This is a genomic window from Azospirillum oryzae (genome assembly GCF_008364795.1).
GTDB lineage: Bacteria > Pseudomonadota > Alphaproteobacteria > Azospirillales > Azospirillaceae > Azospirillum > Azospirillum oryzae.
Genome location: NZ_VTTM01000004.1, coordinates 44148 through 58752, shown reverse-complemented (window position 1 = coordinate 58752; position 14605 = coordinate 44148). Strand labels below are relative to the sequence as shown.

The following is a 14605-nucleotide window of genomic DNA, read 5'->3' as shown; positions in this document are numbered from 1 at the left end:
GGATGCGCCCCGCTGGGCATGACATCGATGACACCCCTTCTGACCCGGCGGATCGCCGAACTGGAACTCGATGCGGCGGTGCTGCGCCATCGCCTGCTGCATATCCCGCTCGCGCTGCAAGAGGATTGCGGACTGCAGGCTTGCCATAGGATCATCGGCCGCGAAGCGCTGACCCTGTTCCGGGCCGTCCGGCAGGAGACGTGCGACGATGACGACGAATGCGACCGTGCGCTCTGCCGGATCGAGGCCGCCTATCAACTCGTTCACGACGCGATCGAGGCCCTGGCCGTCCTTGCGCTCGCCGATCCGCCGACGCGGCATTGACGGCCGCCCCCTGATGCGTGAGGAAGACCGACGATGCAGGTGACCGAAACCAGGAAGCGGACGCGCCGCGGCACCCAGCGGGTGACGATGACCGACGTGGCCACCGCCGCCGACGTGTCGCCCAGCACCGTCTCGCTCTTTCTCCGCCGGCCGGAATCGGTGTCGCGCCACCTCGCGGAACGCATCGCGCGGGTGATCGACGAAATGGGCTATGTGCCCAATCTGGTCGCCGGCAGCCTCGCCGCCGCGCGCAGCCGCACCGTCGGCGTCATCCTGCCGTCGATCCTGAACTCCTTCTTCGCCGAGACCTACAACACGCTCCAGGGCATGTTCCAGGCGGCGCATTACCAGACCCTGCTTGGCGTCAGCGAGTTCAGCCCGGAGGAGGAGGAAAGCCTGATCCGCGCCTTCCTCGCCTGGTCGCCGGCGGCGATGGTGGTGACCGGCTTCCACCACACCGAACGGACGCGCTCCATGCTGGCCTCCTGCGGCGTGCCGGTGGTGGAGATGTGGGACATGCCCGGCCATCCCGGCGAGGCGGTCGGCATCAGCGTCGGCTTCTCGCACTTCGAGGTCGGCCGCATGCAGACCAGTCACCTCTACGATCAGGGCAGCCGCAAGGTCGCCTATATCGGCGCCGCCGCCAGCCAGGATCTGCGCGTGCGCAGCCGCACCGACGGCTATGAGGCGGAGGTGATGCGCCGCGGCCTGCACGACCCCATCGACTTCACCGTCCCCGACGCCGCGACGACGGAGGTTGGTCGCTGGCTGATCGACGAGATCCTGACGCGCCATCCCGACATCGACGGCGTGGTCTGCTCCAACGACGCGCTGGCGCTGGGCGTGCTGTTCGAGGTGACCCGCCGCGACCTGCGCGTGCCCGACGATCTGGCGGTGGTGGGCTTCGGCGATCTTCCCTTCAGCAACTCCTGCCCGCCGCCGCTGACCACCGTCCGCCCACCCCAGCGCGAGATCGGCCGCCTCAGCGCCACCCAGATCCTGGCCGCCTTGGACGGTGTCCGCGTGACGCAGAAGCACCACAACCTGGACTGCGAACTTGTGATCCGCGGCAGCACCCGTCCGGTCGCGAAGCGGTAGGTTCCGCTCCTTGCCGTTTTCCGATTGCAAGGCATACCCTCGATTCCGGTTATGGCTTTCGGCGTAGCTCCGCCGAGCCGCTCATTGGACGGGGGCAGGGTGAATGCAGACGCAAGGATGGGACGATTCCGGCCGCTTTCCGAACCGCAACGGGCGTCTGCCCCGGCTCATGTCGGGTCTGACGCTCCTGCTGGCCCTTGCGCTTCCGCTGTCCGAAGCTGGCGCCGCCAAGCCCGATCGCCTGCAACGGCTGCTCGACCGCTTCCTCGCCGACGAGGAGCTGGATGGCGGCATCCTGCTGGTGTCGGGTCCAGACGGGCGGCGGGTGGTGGTGTCCGGGATCGCCGACCGCAAGGGAGGGCGGCCGGTGACGGAAGACACCCGCTTCTACGTCGCCTCCGTCGGCAAGATGGCGACCGCCGCCGCCGTGCTGCAACAGGTGGAAGAGGGGCTGCTCGCACTCGACCAGCCGGTGCGGGATCTGGCTTCCGACCTGCCGCTGGACAGGGTCGCCAACGCCGGCCGGGCGCGTCTGGTCCATCTGCTCGACCACAGCTCGGGCATTCCCGATTACATCACCGATGCTTATCAGGAGGATGAGGCTGCCAAGCCGGAAAAGCTGCCGCGCAACGGCGCCTTGCTCGCCTATGCAGCGGGGGAGAAAGCGACCGGGCCGGTCGGCGGGCATTACGAATATTCCAACAGCAACTACGTCCTGCTCGGCCACATCGCATCGCGGCGCGACGGCGTTCCCTTCGCGCAGGTTCTGCGGAACCGCGTGCTGGAGCGGGCCGGGATGGGTTCGACCAGCGTCGGAGCCGATCCGCGCGACCGCAGCCTTGCCCATGGCTATACCGAGGAGGGCGACGTCAGCCGTCGGTCCTGGGCGGCGACCACCGGCGACGGACCGCTGGTCACCACCGCCGGTGATCTGGAGCGTTTCGTCTTCGCCCTGTTCCGTGACAGCCGGCTGCTGGGGGCGGCGACCGTCCGGCGCATGCTGACCCCGTCGGAGAACGAGGAAGGGCAGGGGCTTGGCGTCGCGCTGTGGAAGGACCGCTGGGGACGCGGCGCCGGCCACGACGGGCGTTACGATGGGTTCGAAGCCGATGTCCGCTATTACCCCGGCCGCCGCACCGCGCTGATCTTCCTGACCAACGGCAACCAGCAGAGCGACGACGCCCTGCTGGATGCGGTGGCCGAAGAGGTGTTCGGCCCCTGAGCCGGCCGCATGACCCATGGCGAATGACGGAGCGGACCGGAAACCTAGAGTCTGTCCGATGCTTATTGAAGCATCGGACAGACTCTAGCCTTTTGATTTGACGTGCGATTCACGCTTCAGACGATTCCGTCTGAACCGATCGCACTCTAGGGCGGGCGCGGTTGACGGAAATTGTTATCAATAGGATAGTAAGTTTATGAAAACACAACTTTCATAGCAGGATGGACAGGCTCATGGCGCTCGGACTGCAAGCTTCCCGCCGCAATTTCCTTGTCGGGGCCGGCCGCTTCGCGGGTGCCGCCGCGGCGGTCCGGCTGATGCCGGGCGCCGCCTTCGCGGCAGAGACGAGCGGCACCTATTGCCCGCCGCCGTCGGCCTGGACGGATCTGGCGAAGGCGGTGAAGGGCGGGGCGGTGTTGCGGCCGGAGGATCCCTTCTTCGCCGATATCTGCCGCCCCAACAACCTGCGCTATGGCGCCACCCTGCCGGCCGGCATCGCCCGTTGCGGCACTCCCGAGGATGTCCAGGCCTGCATCAAGTGGGTGAAGGAACTGGCGATGCCCTTCGCCGTGCGCTCCGGCGGCCACAATTACGCCGGCTTCTCCACCACGCCCGGCCTGCTGATCGACATGACGCTGATGGCGGGAGCGGAGCCGGTGGCGGGCTCCGACGGGCTGGTCAGGGTGCTGGGCGGCACGCTGAACTCCTACGTTTACAAGCAGATGGAGCGGCTGGGCCGCACCATCACCCACGGGCGCTGCGATTCGGTCGGCGCCGCCGGCTTCCTGCTGGGCGGCGGCATCGGCTTCAACATGCGCAAGTTCGGCATGGCGTCCGACCTGCTGCGGGCGACCGAACTGGTGACGGCGGACGGCAGCCATGTGAAGGCCGATGCCGCCACCGAGTCAGCCCTCTATTGGGCCTGCCGTGGTGGTGCCGGCGGCAATTTCGGCATCAACACCTCCTTCACCCTGGAGACCCGCCCGGCGGAGCCGGTGACGGTGTTCAATCTGGTGTGGACCAAGGATCTGCCGAAGGTCCTGAAGCTCCTGCTGACCGAACTGGCGGCCGCCCCCGACGAGTTCGGCAGCAAGATCAACGTCACCATCCCCAGCTGGCAGGAACGCTGCGCCGACGTGCCGCTCAAGCTGTCGATCCTCGGCCAGTTGCACAAATCCAATAAGACGCTGAAGGAGATCTTCAAGTCCACCTGGGAGCTGATCGACAAGGACCAGTCGCAGGTGAAGGAGAATGTGCCCTACTGGACGGCGCAGGACTTCCTGGTGGAGACGACCTTCCCGTACTACTACCAGGAAAAATCCAGCTACATGAAGGCGGCGGACATCGGCGACGAGGCGATTGCCGCGATGTTCGACTGGGCGGCGAAGATGCCCGCCACCTCGATGCCGGTGGCCTTCAAGTTCTTCCAGGTCGGCGGCGCCATCAACCGCGTCGGCCCGACCGAGACCGCCTATGTCCACCGCGGCTATGACTGGCTGTTCTCGGTGGAGGCCAACTGGTGGCGGCCGACGGACTCGGTGCTGCTGATCGAGCAGGCGCTGGAATGGCAGCAGCGCTTCTACGACGACGTCAACCGCCGCACCAAGGCGCAGGGCGCCTTCCAGAACTTCCCCGATCCGTCGCTGGCCGACTGGCAGCGCGCCTATTACGGCGAGAACCTCGCCAGGCTGGCCCAGGTGAAGAAGGCGGTCGATCCGGCCATGCTCTTCACCTTCGCGCAGGCGATCCGCCCGGCGTAATCACGGCAGGTAGGCTGCGGGCTCAGTCCGCCCGCAGCCCCCGTGCCTGGAACTGCCCCCGCACCCGCTCCACCAGCTCGTGCGAGGGCGGTTCGGTGTCGGTCAGCATGTATTTGCGCCCCAATGCCTTCCATTTATGCTCGCCCATCTTGTGGAAGGGCAGCACGTCGACCCGGTCGACCACGCCCAGCCCGGCGACGAACTCCGCCAGCCCGTCGATCTCGGCCGCGTCGTCGGTCAGGTTGGGGACCAGCACATAGCGCAGCCAGATGCGCTTGTTCAACCCGGCCAGCCGTTCGGCGAACTCCAGCGTCGGGCGCAGCGGAACGCCGGTCAGGTGGCGATAGGTCTTTTCGGAAAAGGCCTTGATGTCGAGAAGGACGAGATCGACGTCCTCCAGCAGATGATCGTCGGCATGGTTGCCGAGGAAGCCGGAGGTGTCGAGCGCGGTGTGCATGCCCAGCGCCTTCGCCCCGCGCAGGATGGCTGCGGCGAATTCCGGCTGCACCAGCGGCTCGCCGCCGCTCAGCGTCAGCCCGCCATGGGCGCGCTTCAGGAATTCGGCATAGAGAGCAATGTCTTCGAGGACTTCGGTCGAGGTCGTCCGCGTCCCGTCATGCATGTGCTGGGTGTCGGGATTGTGGCAGTACAGGCAGCGCAGCGGACAGCCGGACATGAACAGCACATAGCGGATCCCCGGCCCATCCACCGTGCCGCCGGTCTCGACCGAATGAACCCAGCCGGAAACGGAGCCGGGGCGGGCTTGGGGGAGGGGGGGTGTCATCACTTCAGGGATCCAATTTCAAAACTCTGCGCCCGATTTTGGTGCGCTGAGGGGCACAATCTCCCTCTCCCCCCGGGGGAGGGTCGTGGTGAGGGGATGCACAGGGGTGGATTTTCGAGAATCCTCGCCGTGAGACCCCCTCACCCTAACCCTCTCCCCGGGGGGAGAGGGGATCTTGCTTTAGGGCGGCGGGGAAGCCGACACCCCTCAATGCTTGTCGTGGAACGTCCGGCTGATGACGTCGAGCTGCTGCTCGCGCGTCAGCTTGATGAAGTTCACCGCGTAACCGGACACCCGGATGGTCAGCTGCGGATACAGCTCCGGATGGTCCATGGCGTGCAGCAGCGTCTCACGATCGAAGACGTTCACGTTGATGTGGTGGCCGCCCTGGTGGGCATAGCCGTCCAGCATGCCGACCAGATTGCTCACCCGCTCGTCCTCGGTGCGACCCAACGCGCCCGGGACGATGGTGAAGGTGTAGCTGATGCCGTCCTGCGCGTGCGAATAGGGCAGCTTCGCCACGCTGGCCATCGACGCGATGGCGCCTTTCCTGTCCCGCCCGTGCATCGGGTTGGCACCCGGCGCGAAGGGCTGGCCGGCCTTGCGGCCGTCCGGCGTGTTGCCGGTCTTCTTGCCGTAGACCACGTTGGAGGTGATCGTCAGCACCGACTGCGTCGGCATGGCGTTCCGATAGGGCTTCTGCTTGCGCAGCGCCGTCATGAAGCGCTCGACCGCCCAGATCGCGATGTCGTCCACCCGGGCGTCGTTGTTGCCGAAGGCCGGGTAATCACCCTCGATCTCGAAATCGGTGGCGAGGCCGTTGGCGTCGCGGATCACCTTGACCTTCGCGTGCTTGATCGCCGACAGGCTGTCGGCCACCACGCTCAGGCCGGCGATGCCGCAGGCCATGGTGCGCAGGATGTCGCGGTCGTGCAGGGCCATCTCCATCCGCTCGTACATGTACTTGTCGTGCATGTAGTGGATGGCGTTCAGCGCGTTCATGTAGACCTTGGCCAGCCACTCCATCATCGGCTCGAAGCGGGCCATGACCTCGTCATAGTCCAGCACGTCGCCGGTGATCGGGGCGAAGGCCGGGCCGATCTGCTCGCCAGAAACCTCGTCCTTGCCGCCGTTGATTGCGTACATCAGCGTCTTGGCCAGGTTGGCGCGGGCGCCGAAGAACTGCATCTGCTTGCCGATGCGCATCGCCGACACGCAGCAGGCGATGCCGTAATCATCGCCCCAATAACCGCGCATCAGATCGTCGTTCTCGTACTGGACCGAGCAGGTCTTGATCGAGGTATCGGCGCAGAAGCGCTTGAAGCCGTCCGGCAGCTGTTCCGACCACAGCACCGTCAGGTTCGGTTCCGGCGCCGGCCCCAGGTTGTGCAGGGTCTGCAGCATGCGGAAATTGGTCTTGGTGACCAGCGTCCGGCCGTCCAGCCCCATGCCGCCAAGGCATTCCGTGACCCAGGTCGGGTCGCCCGAGAACAGCTGGTCGTATTCCGGCGTGCGCAGGAAGCGGACCATGCGCAGCTTCATCACGAAATGGTCGATCATCTCCTGGGCTTCCGCCTCCGTGATGACGCCGTCGCGCAGGTCGCGCTCGATGTAGATGTCGAGGAAGCTGGACACGCGGCCCAGCGACATCGCCGCGCCGTTGGCTTCCTTCACCGCGGCCAGATAGGCCAGATAGGTCCACTGCACCGCTTCCCGCGCCGTCGCGGCCGGACGCTTGACGTCGAAGCCGTAGGAGGCGGCCATCTCGACCAGCTCCTTCAGCGCGCGGATCTGTTCGGAGATCTCCTCGCGCAGGCGCAGGACGTCCTCGTCGATCCGGCTGACCTCCAGCGAGGCGAGCTGGGCCTTCTTGTCCTTGATGAGGAAATCGGCGCCGTAGAGCGCCAGCCGGCGATAGTCGCCGATGATGCGGCCGCGGCCGTAGGCGTCGGGCAGCCCGGTGATGACGCCGGACTTGCGGCAGCGCAGCATCTCGGGCGTGTAGACATCGAACACGCCGTCATTGTGCGTCTTGCGCAGCGCCGGGAACACCTCCTCCAGCTTGGGCGACGGGGTGTAGCCGTAGGCCTCCAGCCCGGTCTTGACCATGCGCCAGCCGCCGAACGGCATGATCGCGCGCTTCAGCGGCTTGTCGGTCTGCAAACCGACGATCACTTCCAGTTCGCGGTCGATGTAGCCGGCGGCGTGCGAGGTGATGGAGGCAAAGACTTCGGTGTCGGCGTCCAGAACGCCGCCCTTGGCGGCGCGTTCCTGCTTCAGCAGGTCGGTGACCTTGGCGAACAGCGCGGTGGTGCGGGCGGTGGGGCCGGCGACGAAGCCTGCGTCGCCTTCATAAGGGCACAGGTTGCGCTGGATGAAATCGCGGACGTCGACCGAGCGGCGCCAGACGCCCGGGGCGAAGCCGCGCCAGGGGTCGGCGGCGGACTGCTGCTCCGTAGTCTGGGCAAGTCCGTCCATCAGCAGGGTGTCCATGATGACTCCTCAGAGATTCAGACGTCGGCGCGGATCATAGGCCGTGTCGGCAGTCTCGTTGTGCCCGCGAACCGCGCGGGACGATTGGAAGCATAGGCGCGATGGGCGCCGGATTCGTTGATACACGTCATATTCTCAGGTCGGGCGGTGGACGGCAGATGCCATGGATGGATGCCGTGATTTGCGCCCGCTCTGTAGTTTTACTACATACTCCCGGACGGGCTTCCGGACAAGGCGAACCGGCTCGACATTTTGTCGCAGGGCAGGGTTCAGCGGCTTGGAAACGCTTGGAAAGGACACCGCCGCCGGGCGATGGAATCGGTCGTTCGCAGCGCTGTATATGTAGCTTTGCTACATGTGCTAGGCTGACCCACAATCAGAAGGGAGAGCCCCCAGAATGCTGGCGAGAATCGCCGCCGTCCGCGACCAGATCCGGCCATCGGAACGCAAGCTGGCCGACTATGCGATGGCCCATCCGGGCGACGTCATCAACCTGTCCATGGCCGAACTGGCCGACCGGGTCGGGGTGAGCGAGCCGACGGTGGCGCGCTTCTGCGCGGCTCTCGGCTGCCGCGGCTTCCGGGAGTTCAAGATCAAGCTGGCGCAGGACATCGCCGGCGGCATGCCCTTCCTGCACCAGGACCTGTCGGTGGGCGGAGAACCGGGCGCCGACGGCGGGGGGCAGGGGACGGTGCCGGGCGCGGTGCTTGCCGGCAAGCTGTTCGACCGCACCATCGCCACGCTGATGCAGGTGCGCAACAATCTGCCGGCCGAGGCGGTGGACCGCGCCGCCGACGTTCTGGCTGCGGCGCGGAGGATCGAGTTCTACGGCTCCGGCAATTCCGGCACGGTGGCGGAGGATATCCAGCGCAAGTTCTTCCGGCTGGGGATGCCGACGGTCGCCTACACCGATTCCCACGTCTATTTCGCCTCCGCCCTGACGCTGGCGAAGGGCGATGCGGTGGTCGCGGTGTCCAGCACCGGCCGCACCCGCGACATCCTCGACGCGGTGCGGAACGCCCGCAAGGCCGGCGCCGACGTGGTGGCGCTGACCCGCTCCGGTTCGCCGCTGGCGGAGATGGCGACGGTCAGCCTCGTCGCCGACATCGCCGACGATTTCGACATCCATTCGCCGATGACCGTCCGCATCGCCCATCTGGTCCTGGGCGACATCCTGTCGATCGCCGTGGCCCTGCGCATGGGCGACACGTTGCAGGAGCGGCTGAAACGCCACGACCGCGCCGTGGACGCCCACGTGTCGGAGAACCGCATGCCGGCCGGCGATAGTTAAGACAGGTCAGAGGTTCGCATAGCGAGGCCGCAATCGGCGCCTCTTTCAACAAATGCACCAAAAACGAACGAGGTCCCGTAAAATCCGGCGTTATCCACCCCCCTTGCGGAGGCAGGTGAGCTGGAACAGCAGCCGGCGTCCTGTTTCACCATGTTCCAGCCACCCGGCACACGTCTTTGCGGAAGGGCGGATCGCTGCGACATGGAACGACAGCCGGGATCCTGTTTCACGATGTTCCATCCGCCCGGCCATCCTCTGTCGCGAGCGGCGGGTTCAGCGGCTGCCCGGCAGCGTCGCCCCGCCGCGGGCATAGGCCTGGATCGGCCGGCAATCCTCGTCCAGCGTGACCACCAGGGCGCCGGGCTGGTCCTTCAGATAGACCCAGGCGTCCCAGCGGACGATGGCGTCGCGGAACTCGTCGCGGTAGAGGCCATAGCTCAGTCCGCGGATGTCCCCGGCCGGAACATGCATCCCCGTCAGCACCGCCGCGGTCTGCGGGTTGCACTCGGCAGCGGAGTAGCGCTCCAGCGTGCTCAGCACAGCCGGGTCTGGCTGGGCCACCGGCGGGGGCGAGATGACGGAGGCGCAGGCCGAGACCAGAAGGGTCAGCGCACCGGCCGCGCCGGCGGCGGCAATCTTCGGCGTGTTCATGAAGGACACCACGTGTTCTTTTCAACGTCTTGGAAATATGGGCGCCGGCCGCCGGGGCGTCGACTGCACGTTCGGCAAGCCTCCTGCGTCACGTTCGCCGACCTGCCGCCGTCGCGGCGCGCGGCCCTTGCCTCCCGCCCGCCTTTGGCGCAAGAGGTGACGGGAGAAAGTCCCTGCACCGTTCACGCTGCGGAGCCCCGATCCCCATGAGCACCGATCAGATGAGCACAGATCAGACCGCCACCGCCTTCACGCCGACCTGCGACCTGTTCGACCGTTTGAAGGACGATGCCCGCTATGTCCTACCGGGCTTCCGCGACTTCGGCGCCGTCATCCGCTTCGCGGGCGAGGTCGTCACCGTGAAGTGCCTGGAGGACAATTCCCGCGTGAAGGAACTGCTGGCCACTCCCGGCTCCGGCCGCGTCCTGGTGGTGGACGGCGCCGGCAGCCTGCGCTGCGCCCTGATGGGCGACATGATCGCCGCGTCCGCCGTCAAGAACGGCTGGGCCGGGGTGGTGATCTGGGGCTGCGTCCGCGACGTGGCGGAACTGGCGACCCTGCCGCTCGGCATCAAGGCGCTGGCGTCGATCCCGCGCGCTTCCACCCGCCGCGACCAGGGGCTGGTCGATGTGCCGGTCGAACTGCCCGGTGCGGCGGTCCGCCCCGGCGACATCCTGTTCGCCGACGAGGACGGCATCGTCCTGCTGACGCCGGAGCAGGCCGCAGCGCTGAAGTAAAGCGGGGCTGGCAAAGTGGTCATACCAAGCGCCGGTAATACCAGTGCAAAAAGAATGGCTGCTTCATCCTGCCCGCTTCACGAAAGCGGGGCGCCCCCTTGCACTTTCATTTAAGCGGGCATATAAACCCGACCTGAGTTCAAGCGGGCCGTCTCACGGTTCCCATCCAAGGGCCGGCCTTTCATTTATGAGGAACCCTGCCGTGCTCGAAGCCTATCGCCAGCACGCGGCCGAACGCGCCGCCCTCGGAATCCCGGCTCTGCCCCTGACCGCGAAGCAGACGTCGGAGCTGATCGACCTGCTGAAGGCCCCGCCGGCGGGCGAGGAGGCCTTCCTCCTCGACCTCATCACCCACCGCGTTCCGGCCGGCGTCGACGATGCCGCCCGCGTCAAGGCCGGCTTCCTGGCCGCCGTCGCCAAGGGCGCCGACAGCTCGCCGCTGATCTCCAAGGTGAAGGCCACCGAACTGCTGGGCACCATGCTCGGCGGCTTCAATGTCCAGCCGCTGATCGACCTGCTGTCGGACGCCGAATGCGGCGCCGCCGCCGCGGAAGGCCTGAAGAAGACCCTGCTGGTCTTCGACTTCTTCCACGACGTCAAGGAACTGGCCGACAAGGGCAACGCCAACGCCAAGGCGGTGCTGCAGTCCTGGGCCGATGCCGAGTGGTTCACCTCGCGTCCGGAAGTCCCGGCGTCGATGACGCTGACCGTCTTCAAGGTGTCGGGCGAGACCAACACCGACGATCTGTCGCCGGCCCCGGATGCCTGGAGCCGTCCGGACATCCCGCTGCACGCGCTCGCCATGCTGAAGAACCCGCGTCCGGGCATCGAGGCCGACGAGCCGGGCCAGCGCGGCCCGACCAAGCAGCTGGAAGCGCTGAAGCAGAAGGGCAACCTGATCGCCTATGTCGGCGACGTGGTCGGCACCGGCTCCTCGCGCAAGTCCGCCACCAACTCGGTGCTGTGGTTCACGGGCGAGGACATTCCGTTCGTCCCGAACAAGCGCTTCGGCGGCGTCTGCCTCGGCACCAAGATCGCCCCGATCTTCTACAACACCATGGAAGACGCCGGTGCTCTCCCCATCGAGTTGGACGTCAACAAGATGGAGATGGGCGACGTCATCGAGCTGCGCCCCTATGAGGGCAAGGCCCTGAAGAACGGCGAGGTCATCGCCGAGTTCACCGTGAAGTCCGAGGTGATCTTCGACGAGGTGCGTGCCGGCGGCCGTATCCCGCTGATCATCGGCCGCGGCCTGACCGCCCGCGCCCGCGAGGCGCTGGGCCTCGCCCCGTCGACCCTGTTCCGCCAGTCCGCCGCCCCGGCCGACACCGGCAAGGGCTTCACGCTGGCCCAGAAGATGGTCGGCCGCGCCTGTGGCTTGGCCGAAGGCAAGGGCGTCCGTCCGGGCACCTATTGCGAGCCGAAGATGACCACGGTGGGGTCGCAGGATACCACCGGCCCGATGACCCGCGACGAGCTGAAGGATCTGGCCTGCCTGGGCTTCTCGGCCGACCTCGTGATGCAGTCCTTCTGCCACACCGCTGCCTATCCGAAGCTGGTGGACGTGAAGATGCACCACGAGCTGCCGGACTTCATCTCCACCCGCGGCGGCGTGGCGCTGCGTCCGGGCGACGGCGTCATCCACTCCTGGCTGAACCGCCTGCTGCTGCCGGACACCGTCGGCACCGGCGGCGACAGCCACACCCGCTTCCCGATCGGCATCAGCTTCCCGGCCGGCTCCGGTCTGGTCGCCTTCGCCGCCGCCACCGGCGTCATGCCGCTGGACATGCCGGAATCGGTCCTGGTCCGCTTCAAGGGCGAAATGCAGCCGGGCGTCACCCTGCGTGACCTCGTCAACGCCATCCCGCTCTACGCGATCAAGGCCGGCCTGCTGACGGTCGAGAAGAAGGGCAAGAAGAACATCTTCTCCGGGCGCATCCTGGAGATCGAAGGTCTGCCGGACCTGAAGGTGGAGCAGGCGTTTGAGCTGTCCGACGCCTCGGCCGAGCGGTCGGCGGCGGGCTGCACCGTGCAGCTCAGCAAAGAGCCGATCATCGAGTACATGACCTCCAACATCACGCTGATGAAGTGGATGATCGCCAACGGGTACGCCGATGCGCGCACCCTGGAGCGCCGCATCAAGGCGATGGAGGCGTGGATCGCCGATCCGCAGCTGCTGAAGCCCGATGCCGACGCCGAGTACGCCGCGGTGATCGAGATCGATCTGGCCGACATCAAGGAGCCGATCCTGGCCTGCCCGAACGATCCGGACGACGTGAAGACGCTGTCCGAGGTCGCCGGCGACAAGATCGACGAGGTGTTCATCGGTTCGTGCATGACCAACATCGGTCACTTCCGCGCCGCCGGTAAGATCCTGAACGGCAAGTCGGACATCCCGACCCGCCTGTGGATCGCCCCGCCGACGAAGATGGACGCGATGATGCTGACCGAGGAAGGCTACTACGCCACCCTCGGCAAGGCCGGCGCCCGTATGGAGATGCCGGGCTGTAGCTTGTGCATGGGCAACCAGGCGCAGGTGCGCAAGGGTTCGACCGCCATCTCGACCTCGACCCGCAACTTCCCGAACCGTCTGGGCATCGACACCCGCGTCTACCTGTCGTCGGCCGAACTGGCCGCCGTCGCGGCGCTGCTGGGCAAGATCCCGACCACCGAGGAGTATCTGGCCCAGGTCGGCGTGGTGAACCAGGCCGCCGCCGACATCTACCGCTACATGAACTTCGACCAGATCCCGGCCTTCCAGGAAGTCGCGGACAAGGTCGCCGTCCCGGCCTGATAGCCGGACACAGCGGTCGGTAATGAAAACCCCCGCCGGAGCGATCCGGCGGGGGTTTTCATTTTGCAGCGTCAGTTCCGGACCGCACTTTTGAAGGCGGCCGAAAGTCCGTCCAGCGCCTCGCGCGGCCGCCCATTCTTCACCCTCGTGTGCAGAACCACCGGCAAGCGCGGCAAGACCGGAAGCCCGAGCTTCGGGCCGACATCGACCGCGCCGAACGGCACCATGCGCGGAGACAGCGCCGCGACGCCGAGCCCGGCTGTAACGGCCGCCGCCACCGCGGTCACGCCGCCACCGACGAAAATCTCGGTCCAAGGCACGCCGGCCGCGTCGAGTAGCTGCCCGGCCAATGCCCGAACCCCGCAAGGCTCGGCCATAGTGGCGATCGGCAGGGGTTCGTCTGCCCGATGCTGCCAGTTCGGCGCCGCGAACCAGCCGAACTGTTCTTCCGCGAGGAGTTGGCCGTCGTCCCGCCCTGCATGCAGGCGGACGATCACCGTGTCGAGTTCCCGCCGGTCGAAACTCTGAAGCAGGTCGCCCGACGAACCGATTCGGATTTCGATCACCAACTGCGGATCCTGCGCGTTCATTCGGGCGATCAAGGATGGAAGCTCCGGCCCAGCCACGTGGTCGCTGATGCCGATGGCGATGCGCTGGCGCCCCCGCGTCAGCGACGCCAAAGCGCGATCATGTGCCTCCAGCAGGTCGCGGGCATGATCGAGAAAGGAGGCACCGCGTGCCGACAGTTGGACATGGCGTGGCGTCCGCTCTAACAGGCGGCACCCAAGCCGTTCTTCGAGACGCTTCAGCTTCAGGCTGACCGCGGCCTGTGTCGTGCGCATCGCCTCGGCCGCGCGCGTAAAACTCTCCAGTTCGGCGATATGCACGAAGGCCCGGACCGCATCGAGGTCGAGAGGGTGGTCCATCATTTTCGTTCGTTATCTTAGATATAAGAATGCATAGCATATGAAAATGACCGGTCGGCCCATATTGTCAAGAAGGACTTCATGGAAAGGAATAGCGATGCCGCTCGTTCATATCTCGCTGCGCGTTGGAAAGTCAGAGTCGTACCGGCAGGCAATCTTCGACGGAATATACCGGGCGATGCACGAAACATTCAACGTGCCGGAAGACGATCAATTCATGACCATAACCGAACATGATGCAGCAAACTTCCGTTACAGTGTATCTTATCTCGGCGTTCCTCGCGGGGATGACCTCATATACATACAGATTACGGCGAACAACACCCGCACTGTGGAGCAGAAAAAGGCGCTGTACGGGCGGATCGTGGAGTTGCTCGGCGACAATCCCGGCATTCGGCCGCAGGACGTGTTCGTGAACATCGTCGAAGTCGCCAAGGAGAACTGGTCGCTTGGCAACGGCGTTGCCCAATATGCCTGACGCAATGGCCGGTGCCCCTTCGATGGGCGCCTGCCACGGCACGTCAC

At 66.2% G+C, this 14605-nt stretch carries 12 protein-coding genes; 8 read left to right on the top strand and 4 right to left on the bottom strand.

Annotated features, from left to right (window positions below; translation table 11 throughout):
• Positions 1 to 27: 27 nt before the first annotated feature.
• The 4 genes from FZ938_RS13845 (at position 28) to FZ938_RS13830 (ending at position 4404) form a co-directional block, all read left to right on the top strand.
• Complete coding sequence (locus FZ938_RS13845) at positions 28 to 324, top strand: hypothetical protein (protein WP_149199079.1); 297 nt, start codon at positions 28 to 30, stop codon at positions 322 to 324.
• Positions 325 to 357: 33 nt separating this feature from the next.
• Positions 358 to 1422: a LacI family DNA-binding transcriptional regulator gene (locus FZ938_RS13840; RefSeq protein ID WP_149199078.1), complete on the top strand. Its 1065-nt coding sequence runs from the start codon at positions 358 to 360 to the stop codon at positions 1420 to 1422.
• Positions 1423 to 1525: 103 nt separating this feature from the next.
• Complete coding sequence (locus FZ938_RS13835) at positions 1526 to 2644, top strand: serine hydrolase domain-containing protein (protein ID WP_246457215.1); 1119 nt, start codon at positions 1526 to 1528, stop codon at positions 2642 to 2644.
• Between the two features lie 233 nt (positions 2645 to 2877).
• Positions 2878 to 4404: an FAD-binding oxidoreductase gene (locus FZ938_RS13830; protein WP_246457214.1), complete on the top strand. Its 1527-nt coding sequence runs from the start codon at positions 2878 to 2880 to the stop codon at positions 4402 to 4404.
• A gap of 22 nt (positions 4405 to 4426) precedes the next feature.
• Here FZ938_RS13830 and pflA read toward each other — a convergent pair whose 3' ends face one another.
• Positions 4427 to 5188, bottom strand: a complete 762-nt coding sequence (pflA, locus tag FZ938_RS13825; RefSeq protein WP_149199076.1) for a pyruvate formate-lyase-activating protein — start codon at positions 5186 to 5188, stop codon at positions 4427 to 4429.
• A 207-nt stretch (positions 5189 to 5395) separates the two neighbouring features.
• Positions 5396 to 7681 carry a formate C-acetyltransferase gene (pflB, locus tag FZ938_RS13820; RefSeq protein ID WP_149199075.1) on the bottom strand — a complete coding sequence of 762 codons (2286 nt, stop codon included), beginning with the start codon at positions 7679 to 7681 and terminating at the stop codon, positions 5396 to 5398.
• A 397-nt stretch (positions 7682 to 8078) separates the two neighbouring features.
• Here pflB and FZ938_RS13815 point away from each other — a divergent pair, with 397 nt between their 5' ends.
• Positions 8079 to 8972, top strand: a complete 894-nt coding sequence (locus tag FZ938_RS13815) for a MurR/RpiR family transcriptional regulator (protein WP_149199074.1) — start codon at positions 8079 to 8081, stop codon at positions 8970 to 8972.
• A 273-nt stretch (positions 8973 to 9245) separates the two neighbouring features.
• Here the strand turns inward: FZ938_RS13815 and FZ938_RS13810 are convergent, their stop codons facing one another.
• Positions 9246 to 9623, bottom strand: coding sequence for a hypothetical protein (locus tag FZ938_RS13810; RefSeq protein WP_149199073.1), 378 nt, complete (start codon positions 9621 to 9623; stop codon positions 9246 to 9248).
• Positions 9624 to 9844: 221 nt separating this feature from the next.
• On the opposite strand from FZ938_RS13810, the gene rraA reads away from it, so the two are divergent.
• Together rraA and acnB are read left to right on the top strand one after the other, a co-directional pair.
• A complete protein-coding gene (gene rraA / locus FZ938_RS13805; RefSeq protein WP_149199072.1) occupies positions 9845 to 10360 on the top strand; it encodes a ribonuclease E activity regulator RraA in 516 nt (171 codons plus the stop codon).
• A 202-nt stretch (positions 10361 to 10562) separates the two neighbouring features.
• Positions 10563 to 13154: a bifunctional aconitate hydratase 2/2-methylisocitrate dehydratase gene (gene acnB, locus FZ938_RS13800; protein ID WP_149199071.1), complete on the top strand. Its 2592-nt coding sequence runs from the start codon at positions 10563 to 10565 to the stop codon at positions 13152 to 13154.
• A 71-nt stretch (positions 13155 to 13225) separates the two neighbouring features.
• On the opposite strand, the gene FZ938_RS13795 is transcribed toward acnB, so the two are convergent.
• Positions 13226 to 14080, bottom strand: coding sequence for a LysR family transcriptional regulator (locus FZ938_RS13795; RefSeq protein WP_211101058.1), 855 nt, complete (start codon positions 14078 to 14080; stop codon positions 13226 to 13228).
• Between the two features lie 97 nt (positions 14081 to 14177).
• Between FZ938_RS13795 and FZ938_RS13790 the strand changes: the two genes are divergently transcribed.
• Complete coding sequence (locus FZ938_RS13790) at positions 14178 to 14558, top strand: tautomerase family protein (protein ID WP_149199069.1); 381 nt, start codon at positions 14178 to 14180, stop codon at positions 14556 to 14558.
• Positions 14559 to 14605: the final 47 nt, after the last annotated feature.

Bases quoted from the DNA above. Each gene is read 5' to 3' on its own strand.
- pflB (WP_149199075.1), bottom strand. From the start codon at position 7,681: ATGGACACCCTGCTGATGGACGGACTTGCCCAGACTACGGAGCAGCAG.
- FZ938_RS13795 (WP_211101058.1), bottom strand. From the start codon at position 14,080: ATGGACCACCCTCTCGACCTCGATGCGGTCCGGGCCTTCGTGCATATC.
- FZ938_RS13790 (WP_149199069.1), top strand. From the start codon at position 14,178: ATGCCGCTCGTTCATATCTCGCTGCGCGTTGGAAAGTCAGAGTCGTAC.
- FZ938_RS13840 (WP_149199078.1), top strand. From the start codon at position 358: ATGCAGGTGACCGAAACCAGGAAGCGGACGCGCCGCGGCACCCAGCGG.
- FZ938_RS13835 (WP_246457215.1), top strand. From the start codon at position 1,526: ATGCAGACGCAAGGATGGGACGATTCCGGCCGCTTTCCGAACCGCAAC.
- FZ938_RS13815 (WP_149199074.1), top strand. From the start codon at position 8,079: ATGCTGGCGAGAATCGCCGCCGTCCGCGACCAGATCCGGCCATCGGAA.
- pflA (WP_149199076.1), bottom strand. From the start codon at position 5,188: ATGACACCCCCCCTCCCCCAAGCCCGCCCCGGCTCCGTTTCCGGCTGG.
- rraA (WP_149199072.1), top strand. From the start codon at position 9,845: ATGAGCACAGATCAGACCGCCACCGCCTTCACGCCGACCTGCGACCTG.
- FZ938_RS13845 (WP_149199079.1), top strand. From the start codon at position 28: ATGACACCCCTTCTGACCCGGCGGATCGCCGAACTGGAACTCGATGCG.
- FZ938_RS13810 (WP_149199073.1), bottom strand. From the start codon at position 9,623: ATGAACACGCCGAAGATTGCCGCCGCCGGCGCGGCCGGTGCGCTGACC.
- FZ938_RS13830 (WP_246457214.1), top strand. From the start codon at position 2,878: ATGGCGCTCGGACTGCAAGCTTCCCGCCGCAATTTCCTTGTCGGGGCC.